The following is a 26,576-nucleotide window of genomic DNA, read 5'->3' on the forward strand; positions in this document are numbered from 1 at the left end:
TCTTCTCAGCGGGGGACGGGGACGTGGGCGAGGATCGAGTTGATGACGGAGTCACCGGTGACTCCCTCCATCTCGGCCTCGGGCCGCAGGTGGATGCGATGACGCAGGGTGGGGAGCGCGAGGGCCTTCACATCGTCCGGGGTGACGTAGTCCCGGCCGGTGAGCCAGGCCCAGGCGCGGGCGGTGGACAGCAGGGCGGTGGCGCCTCGGGGGGAGACCCCGAGCGTGAGTGAGGGGGATTCACGCGTGGCACGACAGATATCGACGACATAGCCGGCGATCTCGGGGGAGACCGCGACCTTGGCCACGGCGGCCCGGGCGGCTTCGAGTTCGGTGGGACCCGCGACCGGGCGGACGCCGGCGGCCTTCAGGTCGCGGGGGTCGAAGCCCTCGGCGTGCCGGGTGAGGACCTGGATCTCGTCGGTGCGTGAGGGCAGAGGGACCGTCAGCTTCAGGAGGAAGCGGTCCAGTTGGGCTTCGGGGAGAGGGTAGGTGCCCTCGTATTCGACGGGGTTCTGGGTCGCGGCGACCAGGAAGGGCTCGGGGAGCGGGCGCGGGATGCCGTCGACGGTGACCTGACGCTCTTCCATGGCCTCAAGGAGCGAGGACTGGGTCTTCGGGGGTGTGCGGTTGATCTCGTCGGCGAGCAGCAGGTTGGTGAAGACCGGGCCGGGCTGGAAGGAGAACTCGGCGGTCCGGGTGTCGTAGACCAGCGAGCCGGTGACGTCGCTCGGCATGAGGTCGGGGGTGAACTGGACGCGTTTGGTGTCGAGTTCGAGAGCTGCGGCGAGCGAGCGGACCAGGAGGGTCTTGGCGACTCCCGGGACGCCTTCGAGGAGCACGTGTCCCCGGCAGAGCAGGGCGACGACGAGACCGGTGACGGCGGGGTCCTGGCCGACCACGGCCTTCGCGATCTCGGTGCGCAGGGCCTCCAGGGAGGCGCGGGCGCTGTCCGAGTCCGTAGCGGTCTCGGGGGTCGGGGCGCTCATGAGGTGCGTACCTCTCTTTCGAGGGCGTCGAGTTGGTCCGCCAGGCGGATGAGGGTGGCGTCGTCGGCGGGAGCCGGGCCGAAGAGAAGCGTGCGGGGGTCCGCGCCGGTCTCGGGGAGACGGGTGGAGAGAGCGGGGAGGAGGCGCTCGGGGGAGTGGGCGTCCTGGACGGGGACGCCGAGGAGGGGGGCGATGCGGGTGCGGGTCGCCGTGCGAAGGACGGTGGCGGCGCGGTCGCGGGCGTTCGCCTTGCGGTAGAGGCGGGCGCGGCCCTCGGTGGTCTCGGAGGCGCGGACGGCGACGGGGAGTCGTTCGGTCACCAGGGGGCCGAGGCGGCGGCCGCGCCAGATGGCCGCGAGCAGGGCGGCGACGGCGAGTTGGAGCGTGCCCCACAGCCAGCCGGAGGGGATGAGCGTAAGGAAGTTGTCCGTGGTGTCGCCGGTGGGTGCGTCGGCGGTGGCCGAGGTGTCGGCGAGGGAGGGGAGGTACCAGACGAGATGGGGTTGGGAGCCGAGGAGTTGGAGGGCCAGCGAGGCGTTGCCCTGCTGGTCGAGGCGGTTGTTGTAGAGGATGTCGGGCGAGCCGAGGAGGACGGTGTCGGCGGTGCCGGTGTCGCCGGGGAGGCGGACCAGGGTCGGCCTGCCGTCGGACGGGTAGCAGGCATCGGCCTCGGTGCCGGGGGTGATCACGTAGCGCTCGCCGCCGAGCTCGACGCTGCCGGCGCGCGTGGCGGCGGGCAGGGTGCAGGCGGGGGCGCGGTTCGTCACCGGGGTGTCGGCGGCGCTGGTGACTTGCGGGGCCAGGGTGGGGAGGGAGGCGAGGCCGGCGCCGAGGAGGACGGTGCGTGCGGCCGAGTGCGTCATCGTCTCGCGCAGAGCGGCTTGTTGAGCTTCCGTCAGCAGGTCGGGCGTGGTGACCAGGAGGGTGGCTCGGGTGTCCGTGGCCGCCGTCGCTTCGTCGAGCGTGGTGGCTGTGGTGACCGTGACGCCGCGGTCCCTGAGGAGCTCGGCCACGGCACGGCTGCCGGTGGGGTCGGCGGAACGGGGGTCGAGGGCGCCGTGGGATTCGGTGGAGCGGATCGTCGCGAGAGCGATGCCGCCGATGAGGATCAGGGCCAGGACGAGGGCGGCGCCGCGGGCGCGGGTCCAGATCTGGCGGGCGGACAGGGCGGTCGAGGTGGACTCGACGGCCGGTCGGCTCATGAGGGCGTCCCCGGGGAAGCGGCGTCGAGGGTGGGGCGGGTCCGCTCCAGGGCGGTGTCCAGTTCCTCGATGCGGCGGTACGCGGGCTCGTCGGCGGTGCGGCCGCCGTATGTCACGTCGTCGAAGGCGCGGGCCGCGAGGCGCAGGTCGTCCGCGTGGGAGGGGAGTGAGCGGCCGGCTTCGGCGGCGGCCTCGTCGGCGGTGCGGCCGGGGCGGGGGTCGAGCAGGACGCGTTCTTCGAGGGAGCGGACGATGGCCCGCATGCGTTCTTGGACGGCTTCGTTCCAGTGGCCGGCGGTGGCGTGGCGGGCGGCGGCCGCGCGGTGCTCGTCGGCGGTGCGGGGGCCGTCGGCGAAGAGGGAGTCGCCGGTGGTGCCGGGCGACCGGTGGGGGGTGCCGAGTCGCCACCACAGGGCGGCGACAAGGGCGATGACGATCAGGAAGACGGCGACGACTCCCACGCCGCCGCCGGGGGTGGCTCCGGAGGCCGCGCCGAAGAGGTCGTCGACCCACTCCCAGAAGCGGTCGAGGCCGCGCTGGAGGAAGTTCGGGTCGTTCGCGTGGTACATCGGCTCGGACAGCTCCCGCTCCGCCGCCTCGCGGGCGGGGATGCGGGAGATGTCCACCGGTACGTCGCCGTCGGCGCGCAGGAGCGTGAGTGGTGCGGTCGTTCCCCCCGGGACCGTCACGGCATCAGCCCCCGATGGTCTCGGCGCCCGGAGTGGGGCCGTAGCCGGGGAGTCCGGCGGCCCGGGCCAGTTCGAGGTCCAGGGCTTCGCGGCGGATGCGCTGGTCCACGTAGAGGAGGACCGTCACGCCGGCCGAGATCGGGTAGGTGACCGCGCTGGTGAGTACGCCGCCGATGCCGGTGACGATCAGGAACGGCCAGCCGAAGGAGGTGGAGGAACCGTCGAGCAGGCCGGCGAAGCCGTCGCCGTCGACCGCGATGCCGACGATGGCGAACGGGATCGCGATGATCATGGCGAAGATGAAGATCAGCAGCTGGGTGAGGATCGTGATGCCGAAGATCCGCCACCACGCGCCCTGCACGAGCTTGGCCGAGCGCTTCAGCGAGGTCATGATGTCCTGCCGCTCCAGCATCAGGGCGGGGGAGGCGAGGCTGAAGCGGATCACCAGCCAGACCATCGCCGCTGTGGCGCCGAGCCCGAGGAGCAGGATCAGGGCCACGCCGGCGGCGCCGCCGATCAGGAGACCGGGCAGCAGACCGGCCAACATGATGCCCGCGCTCAGTGCGGCCAGCAGCAGGGTCAGCCCGGTGAGCTGGAGCAGGCGAGGCCGGGCCTCGCGCCAGGCCTCGCCGAGCGAGACCGGGCGGCCCACGACGGCGCGGCTGATGACGACCGTCAGCAGGGCGGCGCAGAACACGGAGGCCATCAACGTGACGAGCAGGGCGGGGCCGAGACCGATCAGGGAGTTCTCGGCCGACTGGATCGACTGCTCCAGCTGCTCGGCGGGTGTCGCGTCGGGGCTGATCGCCGGGGTCGCGGGGACGAGATACCGCTCGGCCAGAATGCTGACGATCTGGGAGATCACGGCGACCGTGACCGAGAAGGACAGCACCGTGCGCCAGTAGGTGCGCAGGGTCTTCACCGAGCCGTCGAGGATCTCGCCCATGCCCAGGGGGCGCAGCGGGATCACGCCCGGCTTCGCGGCCGGCGGCTTGCCCCAGTGGGTGTTCGGGGGAGGGGGTCCCCAGTTCCGGCCCGGGGCCGGGGGTGGCGTCTGGCCGGTGGGCGGGGTCCACTGGCCGGCGGGCGGCTGGTCCTTGGACCACTGAGGGGCGGAACCGTTCGCGTCGGCGGGAGTGGTGGGCCGGGGGATCCCGGAACCGTCCTGGCCGTCGGAGGGGGCGGATCCGGGCGAGGTCCAGCCCGGAGTGTCGTTCACGGTCGTCCACCTCGGGGAAATGGTCGCGGTGCCGGATCGGCGAACCGGCTCGGTCACGGCGGCCGACACCTGACACGGCGGCGGGCCGGGTGCCATCGTGCCACGCGGGACGCGCCCGTGGGCGGGAGCGGCCTTGTCGTTCGTACCTTTGTCCGGACCTTCATTGTCCGGCCGGTAGGCGGCACACTGTGCGAATACCCGACCAGGACGCGCGATCCGTGCGACGGCGGGCCGAGGGGAGCGCGATCCACGAGGTCGTGGCCCAGGCTGAGGGAGTCGCTGTGGGACAGGTCACGGCAGGTAACGATTGGCTAATGGGATGATGTCGATATGAAGGGACGCGTTCTTGTCGTCGACGACGACACCGCACTGGCCGAGATGCTCGGCATCGTGCTGCGGGGTGAAGGGTTCGATCCGTCGTTCGTCGCGGACGGTGACAAGGCGCTTGCCGCATTCAGGGAGGCCAAGCCTGACCTGGTGCTGCTGGACCTGATGCTGCCGGGGAGGGACGGCATCGAGGTGTGCCGGCTCATCCGGGCCGAGTCGGGTGTGCCGATCGTCATGCTGACCGCGAAGAGCGACACCGTCGACGTGGTGGTGGGCCTGGAGTCCGGGGCCGACGACTACATCGTCAAGCCGTTCAAGCCGAAGGAGCTCGTCGCCCGTATCCGGGCGCGGCTGCGGCGGTCCGAGGAGCCGGCGCCGGAGCAGCTCACCATCGGTGACCTGGTCATCGACGTGGCCGGGCACTCCGTGAAGCGGGAGGGGCAGTCCATCGCCCTGACCCCGCTCGAGTTCGACCTGCTCGTCGCCCTGGCGCGCAAGCCGTGGCAGGTCTTCACCCGTGAGGTCCTGCTGGAGCAGGTCTGGGGATACCGGCACGCGGCCGACACCCGGCTGGTGAACGTGCACGTCCAGCGGCTGCGCTCGAAGGTCGAGAAGGACCCCGAGCGTCCGGAGATCGTGGTGACCGTCCGTGGTGTCGGGTACAAGGCGGGGCCGAGCTGACATGACTACAGGCAGTACTGCTCCGAAGCCCGGGGACCCGGGAGACCGTACGGGGCGGGCTGCCGGACCGGGGCGGGGGGGCCCGCGTTTCGGCCGTCCGCTGGGCGGGCGGCTCCTCAACGACGGTGCGCCGGGTGGACCGGTGTTCCGGCTCCTCGCTCGCTGGCTCCGCCGACCGCTGCTGCCCGCTGTGCGGCTGTGGCGGCGGAACATTCAGCTGAGGGTCGTCGCGGGCACGCTCCTGATGTCCCTCGGAGTGGTGCTGCTGCTCGGCCTCGTCGTCATCGGGCAGGTCCGTAACGGGCTGCTCGATGCCAAGGAGAGGGCCGCCCAGAGCCAGGCCGCCGGCGGGTTCTCCGCCGCCCAGGACCGGGCGGCGACGACACCGTCCGCACCGGGCCAGCAGGCCGGCGGGCGGACCGGCGCGTCCGTGAACTGGCGCTCCACACTCGTCGAGCAACTCGCCAGTGGCGGCCAGAGTGCCTTCAACGTGGTCGCGCTCTCCCTCGACAACGGTGACACCGCGAGCCGTGGCGCCCGCGCCTCCGGCGAGGTCGACCCGACCACGAGCATCCCCGCCGGCCTGCGGCACTCCGTCGCCCAGGGCACGAACACCTTCCAGAAGTCGACCCGGATCCACTACACCAGCGGCAAGGCGTCCGAGGCCGGGCTGGTGATCGGCAAGCGGCTGAACGACGCCGACGGCACCCCGTACGAGCTGTACTACCTCTTCCCGCTCACGCAGGAGGAGGACTCGCTCACCCTCGTCAAGGGCACCCTTGCGACCGCCGGGCTGTTCGTCGTGGTGCTTCTCGGCGCCATCGCCTGGTTCATGGTCCGCCAGGTCGTGACGCCCGTCCGGATGGCCGCCGGGATCGCCGAGCGGCTCTCGGCCGGCCGCCTCCAGGAACGGATGAAGGTCACCGGCGAGGACGACATCGCCCGGCTCGGCGAGGCCTTCAACAAGATGGCCCAGAGCCTCCAGCTGAAGATCCAGCAGCTGGAGGAGCTGTCGCGGATGCAGCGGCGGTTCGTCTCCGACGTCTCGCACGAACTTCGCACCCCGCTGACCACGGTCCGGATGGCCGCCGACGTCATCCACGAGGCCCGTGTCGACTTCGACCCCGTCACCGGGCGCGCCGCCGAACTCCTCGGCGACCAGCTCGACCGTTTCGAATCGCTGCTCTCCGACCTCCTGGAGATCAGCCGCTTCGACGCGGGAGCGGCAGCCCTGGAGGCGGAGCCGATCGACCTGCGCCAGGTCGTGCGCCGGGTGATCGGCGGCGCCGAACCCCTCGCCGAGCGCAAGGGCACCCGGATGGTCGTCCTCGGCGACGAGCAGCCCGTGGTGGCCGAGGCGGACGCCCGCCGGGTCGAGCGGGTGCTGCGCAACCTCGTCGTCAACGCCGTGGAGCACGGTGAGGGCCGGGACGTGGTGGTGAAGCTCGCTGCCGCCGGCGGTGCCGTCGCCGTCGCCGTCCGCGACTACGGCGTCGGACTCAAGCCGGGCGAGGCGACCCGGGTGTTCAACCGCTTCTGGCGCGCGGACCCCGCCCGCGCGCGCACCACCGGCGGTACGGGCCTCGGCCTGTCGATCGCCGTGGAGGACGCCCGGCTGCACGGCGGCTGGCTCCAGGCCTGGGGCGAGCCCGGCGGCGGTTCGCAGTTCCGGCTGACCCTGCCGAGGACCGCGGACGAGCCGTTGCGGGGCTCCCCGATCCCGCTGGAGCCCGAGGACTCGCGGCGCAATCGTGAGCAGGCCGCCGCCGGACTCGTACAGGAGAGCGCGCGCCGCGTGGCGGTTCCGGCGCAGCCCGTCGGGGACCGGCCGTCGCTCCCCGTACCGTCGAGGCTGCCCGCGTCGCCGCGGGCGACCGTCGACCTGACGGCCCTGCCCGGCAGCGGCGCCAGGGTGGTGCCGCGAGCGGCGACGGACAGCGACGGTGGGGCGAGCACGGCGACGGCCGGGGGAACCGGGAACGCGGAGCGGGAGGACGGGACACGTGGGCGCTGACTCCCGAGTGGGACGCGCGGGGCGGGGCCGGAGCACGCGGGCGGTGGTGCTCGCCGCGTGCGGCGGGCTCGTCGTCACCGGGTGCGCGACGATGCCCGACAGCGGGGAGGTGGAGACGGTCAAGGGGGCGAACCCCGGCGACTCGCAAGTGCGGGTCTACGCCGTCGCCCCGCGGGAGAACGCCGACCCGGACGAGATCGTCGACGGCTTCCTGGAGGCGATGACCAGTGACGACCCCGGCTTCGCCACCGCCCGCAAATACCTGACGAAGCATGCCTCGCAGACGTGGAAGCCGGCGCAGAGCATCACCGTGCTCACCAGCGCGCCCGACCGTGAACCGGCCGACCGCAACGTCGACCCGGACAACCAGGGCCGCGCCTACCCGCTCTCCGGCCGCAAGATCGCGACGGTGGATGCCCGCCACGCCTACGAGCCGAACAGCCCCGCCACGTACGTCGAGTCCATCCACGTCGTGCAGCAGCCCTCCGCGGACGGCAAGGGCAAGGAATGGCGCATCGACAGCCTGCCGTCCGGCCTGGTGCTCGGCGAGGCCGATTTCCTGCGCAACTACCGGTCGGTCAACAAGTACTACTTCGCCTCCGGGGAGGACTGGGTCGTGGCCGACCCGGTCTACATCCGGCAGCGGCAGGACCCGGTCACCCGGATGGACCCGGTGACACAGACCGTCAAGGCGCTGCTCGAAGGACCGACGAACTGGCTGAAGACGGCCGTCGACTCGCAGTTCCCCTCCGGTACGGAGCTGAAGGCGGGCGTCACCTCCCTGACGACGGACGACCAGTCCACGCTGAAGGTGCCGCTCAACGCCAAGGCCGAGCTGGTGAGCGGCGAGGCGTGCCGTCGGATGGCGGCGCAGCTGCTCTTCACGCTGGGCGACCTGACCTCCGTACGCGTCGAGCAGGTCGAGCTCCTGAAGCCGAGCGGGGACTCGCTGTGCCGCCTGGGCAAGGGGCAGGCGGCCGAGTTCGCGGCGGTCCGCAACACCGTGCCCGAGGAGCACCCGTACTTCCTCGACGAGCACGGCAAGCTGATGATGCTCGCGGTCCAGGGCAAGGAGGCCGACGAGCCGGCCGAGCTGCCGGGGCCGTTCGGCAGTGGGACGACCCCGCTGTCCTCGGTCGCCGTCGACCACGGCGAGACCCGGGCCGCCGGGGTCGGGGCGAACGGACGCGATCTGTTCGTCTCCTCGATCACCACGGAGCAGGACCCGCTGCCGGCGGTGCTGTCGAGCAAGGGGGCCCGTCCCACGGACCGGCTCTCGGCACCGAGCTGGGACGGCCAGGGTGACCTCTGGGTTGCCGACCGCAACCCCGCGACGCCGCGTCTGTGGATGGTGCCGGACGGCTCCGGCGAACCCGTCGAGGTCCGTACGCCGTGGCTGACGGAGGGCACGCGCGTGGAGGCACTGAAGGTCTCGGCGGACGGCGTGCGGATCGCCCTGCTGGTCAAGCAGGGGGAGCGCACCACCCTGCAGATCGGCCGGGTCGAGCGGCAGAAGGCGGGGGCGGAGCCCACGGTGTCCGTCGAGGGCCTGCAGCCCGCCGCGCCGCGCATGGAGTCGGTCACGGCCGTCTCCTGGGCCGGACCGAGCCGGCTGGTCGTCGTCGGCAAGGAGGCGGGCGGCGTCCAGCAGATCCGTTACCTCCAGACCGACGGCTCGACCTCGGCGAGCTCGGTGCTTCCCGGCCTGAACGGGGTGACCTCGGTCGCCGCGCCCAACGGCGACGGGGCACCGGTGGTGGCGAACTCCGGGAACGACGGCATCGTCCGGCTGGCGCCGGGGCTGAACTGGCAGCCGGTGGTCAAGGCGGGCGCTTCGCCCGTCTACCCCGGGTAGGGAGCGGGAAGGCCCGGGCCGGTGTCCGGGTCGGTCTCCGTGTCCGGCCGGGACGCGACCTGACGGACTCGGGGTGTCCGGGCGGGAATCCCGCGCGGGCCGACGAGCCCCGGCCCTCGGGGCGCCCCTCCCGGTCGGTTCGGGGTGCGCGACCGGGTTTTCCACAGGGGTGGTCCGCGGCGGCGGGAGCGCGCACAGTGGAGTCATGCGGGGGTGGTGGCGCGAGATCGCCGGGCTGGTGCTGCCGGTCGCCTGCGGAGGCTGCGGCAGGCCGCGCACTGTCCTGTGCCCGGAGTGCGCGGGCGCGCTGGCCGGGGCCGGACCGCGCAGGGTGCGGCCCGCGCCCGAGCCGGCGGGGCTGCCGGCGGTCCATGCCGTCGCGCCGTACGCCGACGCCGTACGGGAACTCCTCCTCGCTCACAAGGAACGCGGGGCGCTGGCACTCGCCGGGCCCCTGGGCGGCGCGCTGGCCGCCGCCGTGGCGGCCGCTGCAGGGCCCGCCACGGGCCTCGTCTCCCCGCCGCTGCTCCTGGTACCGGTGCCGTCCTCACGGCGCTCCGTGCGGGCGCGTGGCCACGATCCGACGCGACGGATCGCGCTGGCCGCCGCCGCCCGGCTGCGGCGCGCGGGACGGGCCGCACGGGTCGTGCCCGTGCTGCGTCAGCGGCGGTACGTGGCGGACCAGGCGGGTCTCGGTGCACGCGGGCGGCTGGCGAACCTTTCGGGGGCGCTCGAGGTCGTACCAGGCGGTGCGCGTCTTCTCGGGACCGGAAGGGTGGTTCTCGTGGACGATCTGATGACGACGGGCGCTTCGCTCGCGGAGGCGGCGCGCGCACTCGGAGACGTACACCTTCCGTTCATTCCCGGATTACCGCAGGCATTGACGGAAAGATCGCCGACACGTTCCGCGCAGCATGGATTCGAACAGCGGCGGGCGGCTGTGATCGCATCCTCTCCCGCTTCGTTCGAAATAAACCGGAACTCGCCAGGAACTTGGATCGTTGCAGGTGGTGAGAGGTGAAAGCGCCCGAACGGAGGTATGTCGCGGTAGCGGGTGCCGACACCCGTCCGAAGGGGCTATGTTCGGTTGTGAGGAATGGCGAACGCCACTGCCTCGCCGAATACATGGTTGCGCCTACAGGACAGGAGTTCAGGGCGAATTAACCTCTTGTCGATGGGGTGGGGATCTTGTCGACTGGGGAGGAGGAGGTGAAAGTCGCCAAGTCCGAGCTCCGGTAACCACCGGAGTCTGGTGCAAAGGGAGATGCCCGGCGGCCGAGGAGCCGATCAGGGCGATCCGGGAACGGAGTTCTGCGTGGACATCGTCGTCAAGGGCCGCAAGACCGAGGTGCCCGAGCGGTTCCGCAAGCACGTGGCCGAGAAGCTGAAGCTGGAGAAGATCCAGAAGCTCGACGGCAAGGTGATCAGCCTCGACGTCGAGGTGTCCAAGGAGCACAACCCGCGGCAGGCCGACAGGTCCGACCGCGTGGAGATCACCCTCCACTCCCGAGGCCCGGTGATCCGGGCGGAAGCTGCGGCAGGCGACCCGTACGCAGCCCTCGACCTCGCCAGCGACAAGCTGGAGGCCCGGCTGCGGAAGCAGCACGACAAGCGTTACACCCGCCGTGGCAACGGCAGGCTGTCGGCAGCGGAAGTCGGGGACGTGGTGCCCGGCGCCGCCCAGCTCAACGGAGACGGCCAGCTGGTCGCCGACGAGTCCGACAAGGTGCCCACCACGATGATGGGCTCGATCGAGGTTCAGGGCGAAGGCCCGCTGGTGGTGCGCGAGAAGACCCACCGGGCCGCCCCCATGACGCTCGACCAGGCGCTCTACGAGATGGAGCTGGTCGGCCACGACTTCTACCTGTTCGTCGACGCCGACAACAAGCAGCCGAGCGTCGTCTACCGGCGACACGCGTACGACTACGGCGTCATCCACCTGGAGAGCGACCCGCTCGCCGAGGGTGGCGGCGCCGGCGGTGCGCTCGGCGGCTGACAGACCGCCACCGCATCACCCACATCCACCTCAGGTGTCCCTCACGGTGCCCCTGGAGCGCGGTTCGCGCCCCCAGGGGCACCCCCGTGCGCCCATGGGTAACCCCGCGCGCCGCCGGGGCATGAAAGCATGTCGTGCACGCCAACCGGTGCTCGTCGAGCATCGGTTGGAGGACCGGAAACGAATTCAGGCCACGGCCTTCAGGGGGAGGAACGATGGCGGACAGCTTCGGGCCGGTGCTCAGGGGACGTGAGCCCTATGGCGCGGTCACTCCGGAGAGCACGGCGGAGGGATTGGATTCGGACAGCGGCGACTGCCGCAAAGAGCCGATTCGGGTCCTCGTCGTGGACGACCACGCCCTCTTCCGCCGGGGTCTGGAGATCGTCCTCGCCCAGGAAGAGGACATCCAGGTCGTCGGCGAGGCCGGTGACGGGGCCGAGGCGGTCGATAAGGCCGCCGATCTGCTGCCCGACATCGTCCTGATGGACGTGCGGATGCCCCGGCGCGGCGGCATCGAGGCGTGCACCTCCATCAAGGAGGTGGCCCCCAGCGCGAAGATCATCATGCTGACGATCAGCGACGAGGAGGCCGACCTCTACGAGGCGATCAAGGCCGGGGCGACCGGCTACCTCCTCAAGGAGATCTCCACCGACGAGGTCGCGACGGCGATCCGCGCGGTCGCGGACGGGCAGTCGCAGATCAGCCCGTCGATGGCGTCCAAGCTCCTCACCGAGTTCAAGTCGATGATCCAGCGCACCGACGAGCGCAGGCTCGTGCCCGCGCCCCGGCTGACGGACCGTGAGCTGGAGGTCCTCAAGCTCGTTGCGACCGGGATGAACAACCGGGACATTGCCAAGGAGCTGTTCATCTCCGAGAACACGGTGAAGAACCACGTGCGGAACATCCTGGAGAAGCTGCAGCTCCACTCCCGCATGGAGGCCGTGGTGTACGCGATGCGGGAGAAGATCCTCGAGATCCGGTAGGGCGCTCGCGCGCCCGTCCCGTCAGCTCAGGGCCCGTACCAGCTCCGGTGCGAGCTCGGGGTGGTTCACGCGCTCCGGGACCACGGACACCGCGTCGCAGCCGACCCACTCGGCGGCCTCGCGCAGTGCCTGCGCCACCGCCGGAACGGCCTTGGGGCCGTCCAGGGTGATCTGCCGGGCGACCAGGGTGCCGCCCTCGCGCGCCGGGTCCACCCGGCCGACCAGACGGCCTCCGGACAGGACCGGCATCGCGAAGTAGCCGTGCACCCGCTTCTGCTTCGGCACGTACGCCTCCAGGCGGTGCGTGAAGCCGAAGATCCGCTCCGTCCGCGCCCGCTCCCAGACCAGCGAGTCGAACGGCGAGAGCAGCGTCGTCCGGTGCCGGCCGCGGGGCTCGGTCGCCAGCGCCGCCGGGTCCGCCCACGCGGGCTTCCCCCAGCCCGCCACCGTCACCGGCACGAGCCCCGACGCCTCGACCACCGCGTCGAACTGCTCCCCCTTGATGCGGTGGTAGTCGGCGATGTCCGCGCGCGTGCCCACGCCCAGCGCCTCGCCCGCCTGCCGCACCAGGCGCCGCACGCACTCGGCGTCGTCCAGCTCGTCATGGAGCAGCGCCTGTGGGACCGCCCGCTCCGCCAGGTCGTAGACCCGCTTCCAGCTGCGCCGCTCGACCACCACCACCTCGCCGTGCATCAGCGCCCGCTCGACGGCGATCTTCCCGTCGGACCAGTCCCACCACTCGCCCTTGTTCTTCGCGCCGCCCAGCTCCGTCGCGGTCTGCGGGCCCTCGGTCCGCAGCTGGTCGATCACCTTGTCGTACGCCCCGGCCGACAGATCGTGGTGCCAGTGCGGGCGGTCGCGGTACGCGCGGCGGCGGAACGCGAAGTGCGGCCACTCCTCGATCGGCAGGATGCAGGCGGCGTGCGACCAGTACTCGAAGGCGTGAGCGTCGGTCCAGTAGGCGTCCTCGACCGTCTTACGGCCCACGGCGCCCAGGCGCGCGTACGGAATGAGCTCGTGCGAGCGGGCCAGTACGGAGATCGTGTCGAGCTGGACCTGACCGAGGGCGCGCAGCACCCCGCGGACCCCGGACCTGCGGTCGGGAGCGCCCAGGAACCCCTGAGCGCGCAGCGCGATCCGGCGGGCTTCGTCGGCGGACAGTTCGGCGGCGGGGCGCGGCGCAGTCGTCATGGAACGCACCCTAGGGCCCGGCACTGACAGTGACGGCTGGCGGTTCAGCCCTGGGCGGGCTGGTCGCGGGCCGGGAGGTACGGCAGCGGGCTCGGCAGGCCGAAGTCCGAGGGGAGCAGGGCGCCGACCCAGCAGTCGCGCAGCGTGCCCTTGTTGACGAGGCCGGCGCGCTGGACGCCCTCCACGGCGAAGCCGACGCTCTCGGCCACCGCGCGCGACCCGGTGTTGCCGAGCTCCGCGCGCCAGAGGAGACGGGTGCAGCCCAGGCTCGTGAACGCCCAGTGGGCCAGGGCCCGGACGATCTCCGTCATGTAGCCCTGGCCCCGGTGCTCCTGGCGCATCCAGTAGCCGACCTCCCAGACTCCCGAGCCGCGGCTGGTCAGCGAGCTCGCCGCGAGCAGAGGGCCGCCGGCCACGGGCTCGACGGCGAAGGTGTAGTCCGAGTCCTCGCGCCAGCCGTCGGGCACCAGCCGGTTCAGGAAGAAGTCGGCGTCCTGCCGGGTGTAAGGGTCCGGGACGACGGTCCAGCGCCGGATGTCCGGGTCCTGGCAGATTTCGTACACCGTGTCGAGGTCTTCGGGGACGAAGTTCCGCAGACGCAGTCGGTCGGTGGTGAGGGTGATCGGCTCCATGCCTGGATTGTCGTGAGCCGCCCGGCCGGAAGCGAACACTTTTCGGGTGGGGCGGCACCTTCCGCCCACCTCGTGCGTTCTCTTTGAGGGTGGCCTCGCGGCTCGGGCACTGCGGGCCTCCCTTCGCGAGGGCGGTCTCGCTTACGATGGCCGTTGCGGTGGGGACCACCTGCCGTGCCCGCGCTCGCGTCGATCACAAGACCCAGTGCCAGGCCCGACCGGCAAGGAGACCAGCCTCAGTGTCCGTCTTCAACAAGCTCATGCGTGCAGGCGAAGGCAAGATCCTGCGCAAACTGCACCGCATCGCGGACCAGGTCAACTCCATCGAAGAGGACTTCGTCAACCTCTCCGACGCCGACCTGCGGGCGCTCACCGACGAGTACAAGCAGCGGTACGCCGACGGCGAGAGCCTCGACGACCTGATGCCGGAAGCCTTCGCGACCGTGCGTGAGGCCGCCAAGCGCGTCCTCGGACAGCGCCACTACGACGTCCAGCTGATGGGCGGCGCCGCGCTCCACCTCGGCTACGTCGCCGAGATGAAGACCGGTGAGGGCAAGACTCTCGTCGGTACCCTGCCGGCGTATCTCAACGCGCTCTCCGGCAAGGGCGTGCACCTGATCACGGTCAACGACTACCTGGCCGAGCGCGACTCCGAGATGATGGGTCGCGTCCACAAGTTCCTGGGTCTGAAGGTCGGCTGCATCCTCGCCAACATGACCCCGGCCCAGCGCCGTGAGCAGTACGCCTGCGACATCACGTACGGCACGAACAACGAGTTCGGCTTCGACTACCTCCGCGACAACATGGCGTGGTCCCAGGAGGAGCTCGTCCAGCGCGGCCACAACTTCGCCTGTGTCGACGAGGTCGACTCGATCCTCGTCGACGAGGCCCGTACGCCGCTGATCATCTCCGGCCCCGCCGACCAGGCCACCAAGTGGTACGGCGACTTCGCCAAGCTGGTCACCCGCCTCACCAGGGGCGAGCCCGGCAACCAGCTCAAGGGCATCGAGGAGACCGGCGACTACGAGGTCGACGAGAAGAAGCGCACCGTCGCCATCCACGAGGCCGGTGTCGCCAAGGTCGAGGACTGGCTCGGCATCGACAACCTCTACGAGTCGGTGAACACCCCGCTTGTCGGCTACCTGAACAACGCCATCAAGGCGAAGGAGCTGTTCAAGAAGGACAAGGACTACGTCGTCATGGACGGCGAAGTCATGATCGTCGACGAGCACACCGGCCGTATCCTCGCCGGTCGCCGCTACAACGAGGGCATGCACCAGGCGATCGAGGCGAAGGAAGGGGTGGCGATCAAGGACGAGAACCAGACCCTCGCCACGATCACCCTGCAGAACTTCTTCCTCCTCTACTCGAAGCTGTCCGGCATGACCGGTACGGCCATGACCGAGGCCGCCGAGTTCCACCAGATCTACAAGCTGGGCGTCGTCCCGATCCCCACGAACAGGCCGATGATCCGCAAGGACCAGTCCGACCTGATCTACCGGACCGAGGTCGCCAAGTTCGCCGCCGTCGTCGACGACATCGCGGAGAAGCACGAGAAGGGTCAGCCGATCCTCGTCGGCACGACCTCCGTCGAGAAGTCCGAGTACCTCTCGCAGCAGCTCTCCAAGCGCGGTGTCCAGCACGAGGTCCTCAACGCCAAGCACCACGACCGCGAGGCGAGCATCGTCGCGCAGGCCGGCCGCCGCGGCGCCGTCACCGTCGCCACGAACATGGCCGGTCGCGGTACGGACATCAAGCTCGGCGGCAACCCGGACGACCTCGCCGAGGCCGAGCTGCGCCAGGCCGGTCTGGACCCGGTCGACCATGTCGAGGAGTGGGCCGCGGCCCTCCCCGGCGCCCTGGAGCGCGCCGCGAAGGCCGTGAAGGCGGAGTTCGAGGAGGTCAAGGACCTCGGCGGGCTGTACGTGCTCGGCACCGAGCGGCACGAGTCCCGCCGTATCGACAACCAGCTGCGCGGTCGTTCCGGCCGTCAGGGCGACCCCGGCGAGTCCCGCTTCTACCTCTCGCTCGGCGACGACCTGATGCGCCTGTTCAAGGCGCAGATGGTCGAGCGCGTGATGGCCATGGCCAACGTGCCGGACGACGTGCCGATCGAGAACAAGATGGTCACCCGGGCGATCGCCTCGGCCCAGTCGCAGGTCGAGACGCAGAACTTCGAGACGCGTAAGAACGTCCTGAAGTACGACGACGTCCTCAACCGGCAGCGCCAGGTCATCTACGGCGAGCGCCGCCGCGTCCTGGAGGGCGAGGACCTGCACGAGCAGATCCAGCACTTCATGGACGACACGATCGACGACTACATCCGCCAGGAGACCGCCGAGGGCTTCGCGGAGGAGTGGGACCTCGACCGTCTGTGGAACGCCTTCAAGCAGCTCTACCCGGTGAAGGTCACCGTGGACGAGCTGGAGGACGCGGCCGGGGACCGGGCGGGCATCACCGCCGAGTTCATCGCCGAGTCCATCAAGGGCGACATCCACGAGCAGTACGACGCGCGTGAGAAGCAGCTCGGCTCGGAGATCATGCGTGAGCTGGAGCGGCGCGTGGTCCTGTCGGTCCTGGACCGCAAGTGGCGCGAGCACCTCTACGAGATGGACTACCTCCAGGAGGGCATCGGCCTGCGCGCCATGGCGCAGAAGGACCCGCTGGTCGAGTACCAGCGCGAGGGCTTCGACATGTTCACCGCCATGATGGAGGGCATCAAGGAGGAGTCCGTCGGCTACCTGTTCAACCTGGAGGTCCAGGTCGAGCAGCAGGTCGAGGAGGTCCCGGTGCAGGCGAGCGGTCCGTCCCTCGCGAAGGAGGACGCGGTGCCCGCCGGCGCCGGGCGTCCGGAGATCCGCGCCAAGGGGCTCGACGCGCCGCAGCGGCCGGACCGGCTGCACTTCTCCGCGCCGACCGTCGACGGTGACGGCGGGGTCGTCGAGGGCGACTTCGCCTCCGACGAGGAGGCCGGCGACGGGATGACGCGGGCGGAGCGTCGTAAGGCGCAGAAGAACGCGAGCGGTGGGCGTCGTCGCAAGAAGTGACACGGTTGGCCGCAGTGGCCGCAGTGGCCGCAGTGGCGGCGGTGGCGGCGTGAGGCCGTGACGGCGTGACGTGGAGGGGTTGGCACCCGGTGGGTGCCAGCCCCTTCGTCATGGGTGCCGGGCGGCCACGCCGAGCCCGTCGAGCTCCACGGCGGCGCAGCGCCAGCGCTGATCGGCGCCGAGCTCCAGGCGGAACGCCATGGCCCGGACACGACGGCCGGTGGCGATGCTCGCGAAGGCCTCCATGGTCGTGCGGTGGGGGTCCAGCTGCACGGAGCAGCGGCGAAGGACGGGGCGGGGTCCGAGTGACCGCAGGGGCGTCGCCGGGGCGAGCCGGACGAGCTGCTCGTACGCCTCGCCGACGGTGTGGCCGAGCATCCAGTGGACCGGCCGCTCCCCGCTGAGCACCGCGAGCAGGCGCTCCGCGAAGACGGTGTGCGGGGGACGTGCGCGGGGCGGTGTGCGGGGGTGGGTGCCCGCGCCGCCGCGGGGGCGGGTGCCGGCGGGGCCGCCGGGGGCGGTGCGAGGGAGAGGAGTGCGGGGGCGGGTGGTGGCCGTGTAGCTGTTCATGGTGGGCCCCTGTCGTTGCGTAACCGATTGGTACCAGTCGGTAACTTCCGTTGGGGATCTTGTACGGGTGAGGCATGAGCCCCCGCAAGGAGTCCCCGGCCGCGGGGCCCTCCCGGGGGCGAATCACCTATCAGGGTGACGCGGGGGAAAAGCCGCTCTTCAGGGCCTTGGCGGGGCTGTCCGGCGGTGGACGGGCGGTGCGTTCGTCCCGCCACCCCGAAGGGGGACTCCGCACGTATCCTGAGGGCCTCTCCGTCTACGAAAGCGGCCAGCCATGCGCGTGTACGTCCCCCTGACCCTCCCCGGTCTCGCACAGGCGCACAAGGCGGGCGAGCTGGGCCCCGGCCCGCTGACCGCCTACGCCGTCACCCCGGCGCTGCGCGAGTGGTACGTCTCCGACGACATCGAGGAGCTGGAGTACGCGGCGCTCAACCGGGCCGCCTCCGCCTCCCTGCGGCTCCTCGCCGGTGACCCCCAGGCGCCCCGGCGCCGGGTCGTCGTCGCCGTCGACGTGGCCGACAAGGACGCCACCGCGGATCCCGACCGGGGGCTCGACGCCGGTTCGATCGGCGAGGTCCGGATCGCCGGTGCCGTACCGCTGGCCAAGGCCGCGGCGGTGCACGCCGACGCGGACGACGCCGAGGCGGACGTCACCGCGGCGGCTTCCGCGCTCGGGGCGGCGGACCAGGGCGACGACGACGCGCGCTTCGTGGTGGACGGGGCCGAGGATCACGAGCTGCTGTGGTTCGGGGTGCAGGAGATTCCCGGGCTGCTGGGGTAATCCGTCGCCTGTGGTTCGTTGTCGGAGGTGGCCGGTACCGTTTCTCCATGGGGAAGCACGGTAAGCATCTGGTCTGGGACTGGAACGGGACACTGCTCGACGACATCGGCGCGGTGATCGGGGCGTCGAACGCGGCCTTCGCCGAGATCGGGCTCGAACCGATCACGCTGGAGCGGTACCGCGAGCTCTACACGGTGCCCGTGCCGAAGTTCTACGAGCGGCTCATGGGGCGGCTGCCCACCGACGAGGAGTGGACCGTCATGGACGGCGCCTTCCATCGGCACTACTGGGCGCGGGCGGAGGCGTGCGCGCTCACGCTCGGCGCGGCGGAGCTGCTCGCCGCGCGGCAGGACTCCGGCTTCACGCAGTCGCTGCTGTCGCTCGCGCCGCACGCGGAGCTCATACCGCTCGTGCGGCGCCATGGGATCGCCGAGCGCTTCGTCCGGATGGACGGGCGGGTCGGCGACTCGACGGACGGGAAGTCCGGGCACATGGTGCGGCACCTGGAGGCGCTGCGCGTCTCGGCGGACCGGGTCGTCGTGATCGGCGACGCGGCGGACGACGCGGTGGCGGCGGCGCACGTCGGTGCGAAGGCGGTGCTGTACACCGGGGGGTCGCACAGCCGGGATTCGCTGGAGCGGGTGGGGGTGCCGGTGGTGGACTCGCTGGCGGAGGCGGTGTCCGTGGCGGAGGAGCTGGTGTAGCCGGGTCGGGCCGGGCCGGTGCTGTGGTGCCGGTCGGTGGGCCCGTGCGGGCCGGTGGAGTGCGCCCGGCCTTCGGCCGGGCTGGGGTTCCCACCCGCACCACCCGTACTTTGACGTCGACCTCGGGTCTTCCCGTGGGCGGCCGACCGCCGTCGGCGGCTGCCGGCCGGTGGGGGGCATGGGAACCGCCGCCGTCGCCCGCCGGGGACCCCCCCGTCGGCCGCCGACGGCCGGTGGGGAATCCGTCGGCGTCGGCGGGCGGTGGGGTGGGAGACGCTTCCGTGGGTGTCAGGCCTTGGCGCGGAGGACCTTCAGGAATTCGCGCATCCAGGTCGGGTGGTCCGGCCAGGCTCGGGAGGAGACCAGGAGGCCGTCGACCACGGCCGCCGCGTCCTGGAAGGTGGCGCCCGCCGCCTGCATGTCGAGTTCCAGGGCCGGGTACGCCGTGACCCTGCGGCCCTCCAGGCCGCCGACCGCCGCCGTCAGGAGCGGGCCGTGGCAGATCTGGGCCACCGGCTTGTCCGCGTCGAAGAAGGCCTTCAGGATCTTGCGGAGCTCCGGGTCGTTGCGCAGGTACTCCGGTGCCCGGCCGCCCGGGATCACCACCGCCACGTACGCGCCCGGGTCGACCTCCGAGAAGGCCAGGTCCGCGGGCCAGGTGTAGCCCGGCTTCTCGGTGTACGTGTCGAAGCCCGGCTCGAAGTCGTGGACGACGAAGCGGAGCTGCTTGCGCGCCGGGGCCGCGATGTCGACCTCGTAGCCCTCCTCCAGTAGCCGCTGGTAGGGGTACATCACCTCCAGCGACTCCGCCGCGTCCCCGGTCACGATCAGGATCTTCGCCATGGCTCTCCCAGATCACAGATGGTCGGTCTGTCGTGCTGTGCCCATGCTTGCGTACACGCTGCCTCCGGCGGGCCGCTTTGCCAAGAGGACACGTGTCGCTGTCCATAACGTCAAACTTGGCCCGCTCTTTTGTACGCATACGGCTCATGACGGTTCGGGGGGCGGGGGCGATAGGCTTTTGCCGTGATCAGCGCGATACGCCGTGGGGGCAGCGAAGCCCCCGGCTGCCGCCCGGACCGCGACAGCGGCCGGGTCGGCCCTGCGTTCGCCGATCCTTCTCGTCCGGACGCGCCACGTTCCGTGGCCGATAACGATCCGGGCATCTCTCATCCGGGCATAACGTCGTCTTCGACCGGAATCACCGCGTCGAGGCGTTGTGTCCTTTCTTCCACCGACGTCACGCAACGGCGCGCGACAGGAGTCAGAGGACATGCAGACCAAGCTGGACGAAGCCAAGGCCGAGCTGCTCGAAAGGGCCGCTCGGGTAGCTGAGCACAGCCCGGTCGGGGGGCGACTTCCGACGGGGCCGGAGGGTGCCGGGGAGCGCCCGGACCGGGACACCGTGCTCGAATACCTCCAGCGCTACTACCTGCACACCGCGCCGGAGGACCTCGGCGACCGGGACCCGGTCGACGTGTTCGGCGCCGCTCTCTCTCACTACCGGCTCGCGGAGAACCGTCCGCAGGGCACGGCGAACGTGCGCGTCCACACCCCGACGGTCGAGGAGAACGGCTGGACCAGCAGCCACTCCGTCGTCGAGGTCGTCACCGACGACATGCCGTTCCTCGTCGACTCCGTCACCAACGAGCTGTCCCGCCAGGGCCGCGGCATCCACGTCGTGATCCACCCGCAGGTCCTCGTCCGCCGTAACGTCGCCGGCAAGCTCATCGAGGTCCTCTCGGCGCAGATCCAGGGCGAGCTGCCGCACGACGCGATCACCGAGTCCTGGATCCACGTCGAGATCGACCGCGAGACCGACCGCGCCGACCTCAAGCAGATCACCGCCGACCTGCTCCGCGTCCTGTCCGACGTCCGCGAGACGGTCGAGGACTGGGACAAGATGCGCGATGCCGCGCTGCGCATCGCCGAGGGCCTCCCGGCCGAGCCCACCGCCTCCGACCTGCGGCCCACCGAGGTGGACGAGGCCCGCGAGCTGCTGCGCTGGCTCGCCGACGACCACTTCACCTTCCTCGGCTACCGCGAGTACGAGCTCGTCAACGGCGACGCCCTGTCCGCCGTGCCCGGCACCGGCCTCGGCATCCTGCGCTCCGACCCGCAGCACGCCGGCGACGACGAGGGCCACCACGCGCACCCCGTCTCGCCCTCCTTCAGCCGGCTGCCCGCCGACGCCCGCGCCAAGGCGCGCGAGCACAAGCTGCTGATCCTGACGAAGGCCAACAGCCGGGCGACCGTGCACCGCCCCTCGTACCTCGACTACGTCGGCGTGAAGAAGTTCGACGCGGACGGGAACGTCATCGGCGAGCGGCGGTTCCTCGGACTGTTCTCGTCCGCCGCGTACACCGAGTCCGTCCGTCGCGTCCCCGTCGTCAAGCGCAAGGTCCAGGAGGTCCTGGCGGGCGCCGGCTTCTCGCCGAACAGCCACGACGGCCGTGACCTGCTCCAGATCCTGGAGACGTACCCGCGCGACGAGCTCTTCCAGACCCCGGTCGACCAGCTCCAGTCCATCGTCACCAGCGTCCTGTACCTCCAGGAGCGGCGCCGGCTGCGGCTCTACCTGCGCCAGGACGAGTACGGCCGCTACTACTCGGCCCTCGTCTACCTGCCGCGCGACCGCTACACCACCCGCGTCCGGCTGCGGATCATCGACATCCTCAAGGAGGAGCTCGACGGCATCAGCGTCGACTTCACCGCCTGGAACACCGAGTCGATCCTCTCCCGGCTGCACTTCGTCGTCCGCGTCAAGCCCGGCACCGAGCTCGCCAAGCTGACCGACGCCGACGTCGACCGCATCGAGTCCCGGCTCGTCGAGGCCGCCCGCTCCTGGGCCGACGGCTTCGGCGAGGCGCTCAACGCCGAGCTGGGCGAGGAGCACGCCGCCGAGCTGCTCCGCCGCTACGGCAACGCCTTCCCCGAGGGTTACAAGGCCGACCACTCGCCGCGCGCGGCCGTCGCAGACCTGGTCCACCTGGAAGCCCTCGCCCGTACGGACAAGGACTTCGCTCTCTCCCTCTACGAGCCCGTCGTCGCGGGCCCCGGCGAGCGCCGCTTCAAGATCTACAAGACCGGCGATCCGATCTCCCTCTCCGCCGTCCTGCCGGTCCTCAACCGGCTCGGCGTCGAGGTCACCGACGAGCGCCCGTACGAGCTGCGCTGCTCCGACCGCACCCGCGCCTGGGTCTACGACTTCGGTCTGCGGATGCCGGCCCCGACGGGCAACGGCGGGGACTACGTCGGCGACGACGCCCGCGAGCGCTTCCAGGAGGCCTTCGCCGCCACCTGGACCGGCGAGGCCGAGAACGACAACTTCAACTCCCTCGTCCTCTCCGCCGGGCTCACCTGGCGCGAGGCGATGGTGCTGCGCGCCTACGCCAAGTACCTGCGCCAGGCCGGTTCGACGTTCAGCCAGGACTACATGGAGGACACCCTCCGCAACAACGTCCACACCACCCGGCTGCTCGTCTCCCTCTTCGAGGCCCGGATGGCCCCGGAGCGCCAGCGCGCCGGCACCGAGCTGATCGACGCGCTCCTGGAAGAGCTGGACGCCGCCCTCGACCAGGTCGCGAGCCTGGACGAGGACCGGATCCTGCGGTCCTTCCTCACCGTCATCAAGGCGACCCTGCGGACCAACTTCTTCCAGAAGGCGGCGGACGGGAACTCGCACTCCTACGTGTCGATGAAGTTCGACCCGCAGGCCATCCCCGACCTGCCCGCCCCGCGCCCCGCCTTCGAGATCTGGGTGTACTCGCCGCGCGTCGAGGGCGTCCACCTGCGCTTCGGCAAGGTCGCCCGAGGCGGCCTGCGCTGGTCCGACCGCCGTGAGGACTTCCGTACGGAGATCCTCGGCCTGGTCAAGGCGCAGATGGTGAAGAACACCGTCATCGTGCCCGTCGGCGCCAAGGGCGGCTTCGTCGCCAAGCAGCTCCCGGACCCGTCCGTGGACCGCGACGCCTGGCTCGCCGAGGGCATCGAGAGCTACAAGACCTTCATCTCGGCGCTGCTCGACATCACCGACAACCTGGTCGCGGGCGAGGTCGTGCCGCCGGTCGACGTGGTCCGCCACGACGAGGACGACACCTACCTCGTCGTCGCCGCCGACAAGGGCACCGCGACCTTCTCCGACATCGCCAACGGGGTCGCCGAGGCGTACGGCTTCTGGCTCGGCGACGCCTTCGCCTCCGGCGGCTCCGCCGGCTACGACCACAAGGGCATGGGCATCACCGCCCGCGGTGCCTGGGAGTCGGTCAAGCGCCACTTCCGCGAGCTGGGCCACGACACGCAGACCGAGGACTTCACGGTCGTCGGCGTCGGCGACATGTCCGGTGACGTCTTCGGCAACGGCATGCTGCTGAGTGAGCACATCCGGCTCGTCGCCGCCTTCGACCACCGGCACATCTTCATCGACCCGAACCCGGACGCGGCCACCTCGTACGCCGAGCGCCGCCGCCTCTTCGACCTGCCCCGCTCGTCCTGGGCCGACTACGACACCTCGCTGCTCTCCGCGGGCGGTGGCATTCACCCCCGTACCGCCAAGTCCATCCCGGTCAACGCGCAGGTCAGGGCCGCCCTCGGCATCGAGGACGGCGTCACCAAGATGACCCCGGCCGAGCTGATGAAGGCCGTGCTCCACGCGCCCGTCGACCTGCTGTGGAACGGCGGCATCGGTACGTACGTCAAGGCCGCGGTCGAGTCCAACGCGGACGTCGGCGACAAGGCCAACGACGCCATCCGCGTCGACGGCCAGGACGTGCGCGCCCAGGTCATCGGCGAGGGCGGCAACCTCGGCGCGACCCAGCTGGGCCGTATCGAGTTCGCCCGCACCGGCGGCCCCGAGGGCCAGGGCGGCAAGGTCAACACCGACGCCATCGACAACAGCGCCGGCGTCGACACCTCCGACCACGAGGTCAACATCAAGATCCTGCTGAACGGGCTCGTCGCCGAGGGCGACATGACCGTCAAGCAGCGCAACAAGATCCTCGCGGAGATGACGGACGAGGTCGGCACGCTCGTCCTGCGCAACAACTACGCGCAGAACACGGCCCTGGCCAACGCCGTCACCCAGTCGCCCTCGCTGCTCCACGCCCACCAGCGCTTCATGCGCCGCCTGGGCCGCGACGGCAGCCTCTCCCGGGAGCTGGAGTTCCTGCCCAACGACCGGCAGATCCGCGAGCTGCTCAACAACGGCCGCGGCCTGAGCCAGCCGGAGCTCGCCGTCCTCCTCGCGTACACCAAGATCACGGTGGCCGACGAGCTGATCGGTACGGAGCTGCCGGACGACCCGTACCTGCGCGGGCTGCTCCACGCGTACTTCCCGACGCTGCTGCGCGAGAAGTTCACCGAGGCCGTCGACAACCACGCCCTGCGCCGCGAGATCATCACCACGGTCCTGGTCAACGACACCGTCAACACCGGTGGCTCGACCTTCCTGCACCGCCTCCGCGAGGAGACCGGCGCGTCGATCGAGGAGATCGTCCGCGCGCAGACCGCGGCCCGGATGGTCTTCCGCCTCGGCCAGGTCTGGGACGCCGTCGAGGCCCTCGACAACCAGGTGCCCGCCGACGTCCAGACCCGGATGCGGCTGCACTCGCGCCGGCTCGTCGAGCGCGGCACGCGCTGGTTGCTCAACAACCGGCCGCAGCCGCTCCAGATCGGCGAGACCATCGAGTTCTTCGCCGACCGGGTGGACGAGGTCTGGGGCCGGCTGCCGGAGCTGCTGCGCGGCGCGGACCTGGAGTGGTACCAGTCGATCGTGGCCGAGCTGACCGAGGTCGGCGTGCCGGAGGAGCTCGCGCTGCGGGTCGCCGGCTTCTCGTCCGCCTTCCCGATCCTCGACGTCGTCGCGATCGCGGACCGGACGGGCAAGGAGCCGCTCGCGGTGGCCGAGGTCTACTACGACCTGGCCGACCGGCTGCGGATCACCGACCTCATGGACCGGATCATCGAGCTCCCGCGCAGCGACCGCTGGCAGTCGATGGCCCGCGCCTCGATCCGTGAGGACCTGTTCGCGGCGCACGCCGCGCTCACGCAGGACGTCCTGACGGCGGGCAACGGCACGTCGAGCCCGGAGGAGCGGTTCAAGGCCTGGGAGGAGAAGAACGCGGCGATCCTGGGCCGCGCGCGGACGACCCTGGAGGAGATCCAGGGCTCGGACACCTTCGACCTGGCGAACCTGTCGGTGGCCATGCGGACGATGCGCACGCTGCTGCGTTCGCACAGCTGATCGTGAAGTGAGGAAGGGCCCCGCCGGTGTTCCGGCGGGGCCCTTCCGTCATTCCGCCGCCGGGGTGGCGACCGTCGAGGTCCACAGGCGGCGGGCGGCGAGCAGCGCCGCCGCGAGGAGCAGGGCGTTGCGGACCGCCATGACGGTGAGGCCTGCGGGGGTGCCGGCGAGGACGTCCAGGTACAGGACGGGGTACGCGAGCGAGCTCAGCGCGGCCGCCGGGAGCAGCAGCAGGGCCACCGGGCGCATCACGGTGCTGCGGGAGGTCAGGCAGACGGCGGCGAGCCCGAGCAGCCAGATCATGTACTGGGGGCTGATGACCCGGCTGGTGACGGTGAAGAGCAGGACGGCGGCGAAGGCCGCGTCGAGCGGGGTCGCGGGGGTCCAGCGCCGGGCCCGGACGCGCCAGAGCAGCAGCCAGCCGAGGGCGATGACGGTGAGCAGCAGGGCGAGGTGGCCGAGGCTGGAGACGTACGGGCCGACGTACTCGAAGGAGCCGTAGCGGAACTCGACCCGGCCCGGCCAGACGCCGGCGGCCCGGGCCAGCGCGAGGGCCGTGCCGCCCAGGGACTCGATCTGGATGCCGCGGTTGCCCTGCTGGCGGAGGAAGCCGAACGACCCGGAGAAGAACAGTGCGAGGGTGGCGACGAGGGCGACCGCGGCGGTGACGGCGGCGGTCCAGGCCTCGCGGGTGGTTCGGCCCCGGGGGGTGCCGATCAGGACGAGCGCCGGCCACACCTTGACCATGGCGCCGATTCCGGCGAGCGCCCCGCCGAGCTGGTGGGCGCCCGTCGAGCGGGCGTTGACGGCGAGCAGGGCGAGGACGGCGAGGGCGGTGGTGTGGACGTCGTACCGCGCGAGGGGGAGGTGCAGGAGGAGCGGGAGGCCGCAGACCCAGTACCAGGCGCCGTGGGTGACGCGTTCGCTGTCGGCGCGGGCGAGGGCGAGGGTGATGACCGCGTCCGCGAGGAGGGCGAGGGCGACGAAGGCCTGGAAGTACGTGAGCGAGGGCAGGATGCCCGGGGCCATGATCACGAGGCCCGCGCCGGGCGGGTACTGCCAGGTGACGTCGCCCGGCGGGAAGGTGCCGGTCGCGAACTGCCCGTACCAGTGCTCGTAGAGGGCCACCTCGCGGCCGACCCCGCCGATGCCGAGGTCGTCGCGGAGGAGCAGCAGGAGCATGCCGACGCGGGTGAGGAGCCAGACGGCGGCGAGGGCGAGGGCGGGGCCGCGGCCGACCATGACGAAGGTGGCGGAGGTGAAGGTGTCCGATGTGAACGGGGACCCGGTCAGGGAGGGGGGAGGGGGCGCGGTGGCGGGTGGGGGCGCGGGTGGTGGTGCCATCGGCGCGACCGGAGCGGCGGGGGACACGGGGGATGCGGGCGCGGCGGAGGGTCGGGGCTCGGTGGGTGACGGAGGGTCGTTCCGGGCCCGGCGGCGCGGCGGCTGCGGGTG

General features: G+C 71.3%; 18 protein-coding genes and 1 pseudogene. 10 read left to right on the forward strand and 9 right to left on the reverse strand.

The genetic code is table 11. The features are described from left to right. Positions 1 to 5 precede the first annotated feature (5 nt). From OG357_RS24155 to OG357_RS24170, 4 genes are read right to left on the reverse strand one after another with little or no spacing between them, the layout of a single operon-like run. Complete coding sequence (locus OG357_RS24155) at positions 6 to 989, reverse strand: AAA family ATPase (RefSeq protein ID WP_329623138.1); 984 nt, start codon at positions 987 to 989, stop codon at positions 6 to 8. Beyond that, positions 986 to 2,191, reverse strand: coding sequence for a DUF4350 domain-containing protein (locus tag OG357_RS24160; protein ID WP_329623139.1), 1,206 nt, complete (start codon positions 2,189 to 2,191; stop codon positions 986 to 988). The genes OG357_RS24155 and OG357_RS24160 overlap by 4 nt, the downstream gene beginning before the upstream one ends. Continuing rightward, on the reverse strand, positions 2,188 to 2,880 hold the full coding sequence (locus OG357_RS24165) for a DUF4129 domain-containing protein (RefSeq protein WP_329623140.1): 693 nt from the start codon (positions 2,878 to 2,880) through the stop codon (positions 2,188 to 2,190). Before OG357_RS24165 ends, OG357_RS24160 begins: the two co-directional genes overlap by 4 nt. 4 nt (positions 2,881 to 2,884) lie before the next feature. Then, entirely contained in the window at positions 2,885 to 4,099 is a 1,215-nt protein-coding gene (locus OG357_RS24170; protein ID WP_329623141.1) for a hypothetical protein, read from the reverse strand. Positions 4,100 to 4,429: 330 nt separating this feature from the next. Here OG357_RS24170 and mtrA point away from each other — a divergent pair, with 330 nt between their 5' ends. The 6 genes and pseudogenes from mtrA to OG357_RS24200 form a co-directional block, all read left to right on the forward strand. Continuing rightward, positions 4,430 to 5,107, forward strand: a complete 678-nt coding sequence (gene mtrA, locus OG357_RS24175) for a two-component system response regulator MtrA (protein ID WP_024758631.1) — start codon at positions 4,430 to 4,432, stop codon at positions 5,105 to 5,107. 1 nt (position 5,108) lies between these two features. Then, positions 5,109 to 7,121 carry an MtrAB system histidine kinase MtrB gene (gene mtrB, locus OG357_RS24180; RefSeq protein ID WP_329623142.1) on the forward strand — a complete coding sequence of 671 codons (2,013 nt, stop codon included), beginning with the start codon at positions 5,109 to 5,111 and terminating at the stop codon, positions 7,119 to 7,121. Further along, the gene (locus OG357_RS24185) at positions 7,111 to 8,976 is read left to right on the forward strand and encodes an LpqB family beta-propeller domain-containing protein (protein WP_329623143.1); all 1,866 of its coding nucleotides are present in this window, start codon (positions 7,111 to 7,113) and stop codon (positions 8,974 to 8,976) included. The genes mtrB and OG357_RS24185 overlap by 11 nt, the downstream gene beginning before the upstream one ends. Positions 8,977 to 9,181: 205 nt before the next feature. Continuing rightward, the gene (locus OG357_RS24190) at positions 9,182 to 9,997 is read left to right on the forward strand and encodes a ComF family protein (RefSeq protein ID WP_329623144.1); all 816 of its coding nucleotides are present in this window, start codon (positions 9,182 to 9,184) and stop codon (positions 9,995 to 9,997) included. A 294-nt stretch (positions 9,998 to 10,291) separates the two neighbouring features. Next, complete coding sequence (hpf, locus tag OG357_RS24195) at positions 10,292 to 10,972, forward strand: ribosome hibernation-promoting factor, HPF/YfiA family (protein ID WP_317595863.1); 681 nt, start codon at positions 10,292 to 10,294, stop codon at positions 10,970 to 10,972. A gap of 314 nt (positions 10,973 to 11,286) precedes the next feature. Further along, positions 11,287 to 11,955: pseudogene (locus tag OG357_RS24200) on the forward strand (response regulator); the annotation flags it as partial. A 21-nt stretch (positions 11,956 to 11,976) separates the two neighbouring features. Here OG357_RS24200 and OG357_RS24205 read toward each other — a convergent pair. Both OG357_RS24205 and OG357_RS24210 read right to left on the reverse strand, forming a co-directional pair. Then, complete coding sequence (locus tag OG357_RS24205) at positions 11,977 to 13,146, reverse strand: winged helix-turn-helix domain-containing protein (RefSeq protein WP_329623146.1); 1,170 nt, start codon at positions 13,144 to 13,146, stop codon at positions 11,977 to 11,979. Positions 13,147 to 13,190: 44 nt separating this feature from the next. Continuing rightward, on the reverse strand, positions 13,191 to 13,778 hold the full coding sequence (locus OG357_RS24210) for a GNAT family N-acetyltransferase (RefSeq protein WP_329623147.1): 588 nt from the start codon (positions 13,776 to 13,778) through the stop codon (positions 13,191 to 13,193). Positions 13,779 to 14,017: 239 nt separating this feature from the next. Here OG357_RS24210 and secA point away from each other — a divergent pair, with 239 nt between their 5' ends. Further along, positions 14,018 to 16,825 carry a preprotein translocase subunit SecA gene (gene secA / locus OG357_RS24215; RefSeq protein ID WP_329623148.1) on the forward strand — a complete coding sequence of 936 codons (2,808 nt, stop codon included), beginning with the start codon at positions 14,018 to 14,020 and terminating at the stop codon, positions 16,823 to 16,825. 108 nt (positions 16,826 to 16,933) lie between these two features. Here secA and OG357_RS24220 read toward each other — a convergent pair whose 3' ends face one another. Then, positions 16,934 to 17,395, reverse strand: a complete 462-nt coding sequence (locus OG357_RS24220; RefSeq protein WP_329623149.1) for an Rv3235 family protein — start codon at positions 17,393 to 17,395, stop codon at positions 16,934 to 16,936. A 274-nt stretch (positions 17,396 to 17,669) separates the two neighbouring features. On the opposite strand from OG357_RS24220, the gene OG357_RS24225 reads away from it, so the two are divergent. Continuing rightward, the gene (locus OG357_RS24225) at positions 17,670 to 18,176 is read left to right on the forward strand and encodes a DUF6912 family protein (protein WP_329623150.1); all 507 of its coding nucleotides are present in this window, start codon (positions 17,670 to 17,672) and stop codon (positions 18,174 to 18,176) included. Between the two features lie 47 nt (positions 18,177 to 18,223). Beyond that, positions 18,224 to 18,880, forward strand: a complete 657-nt coding sequence (locus tag OG357_RS24230; protein ID WP_329623151.1) for an HAD family hydrolase — start codon at positions 18,224 to 18,226, stop codon at positions 18,878 to 18,880. A gap of 288 nt (positions 18,881 to 19,168) precedes the next feature. Here OG357_RS24230 and OG357_RS24235 read toward each other — a convergent pair whose 3' ends face one another. Then, on the reverse strand, positions 19,169 to 19,723 hold the full coding sequence (locus OG357_RS24235) for a DJ-1/PfpI family protein (RefSeq protein ID WP_329623152.1): 555 nt from the start codon (positions 19,721 to 19,723) through the stop codon (positions 19,169 to 19,171). A 430-nt stretch (positions 19,724 to 20,153) separates the two neighbouring features. Here OG357_RS24235 and OG357_RS24240 point away from each other — a divergent pair, with 430 nt between their 5' ends. Further along, positions 20,154 to 25,121, forward strand: coding sequence for an NAD-glutamate dehydrogenase (locus tag OG357_RS24240; protein ID WP_329623153.1), 4,968 nt, complete (start codon positions 20,154 to 20,156; stop codon positions 25,119 to 25,121). Positions 25,122 to 25,169: 48 nt separating this feature from the next. Here the strand turns inward: OG357_RS24240 and OG357_RS24245 are convergent, their stop codons facing one another. Further along, positions 25,170 to 26,465 carry a glycosyltransferase 87 family protein gene (locus tag OG357_RS24245; RefSeq protein ID WP_443066723.1) on the reverse strand — a complete coding sequence of 432 codons (1,296 nt, stop codon included), beginning with the start codon at positions 26,463 to 26,465 and terminating at the stop codon, positions 25,170 to 25,172. Positions 26,466 to 26,576 lie beyond the last annotated feature (111 nt).

The organism is Streptomyces sp. NBC_01255, assembly GCF_036226445.1.
Classification (GTDB): domain Bacteria; phylum Actinomycetota; class Actinomycetes; order Streptomycetales; family Streptomycetaceae; genus Streptomyces.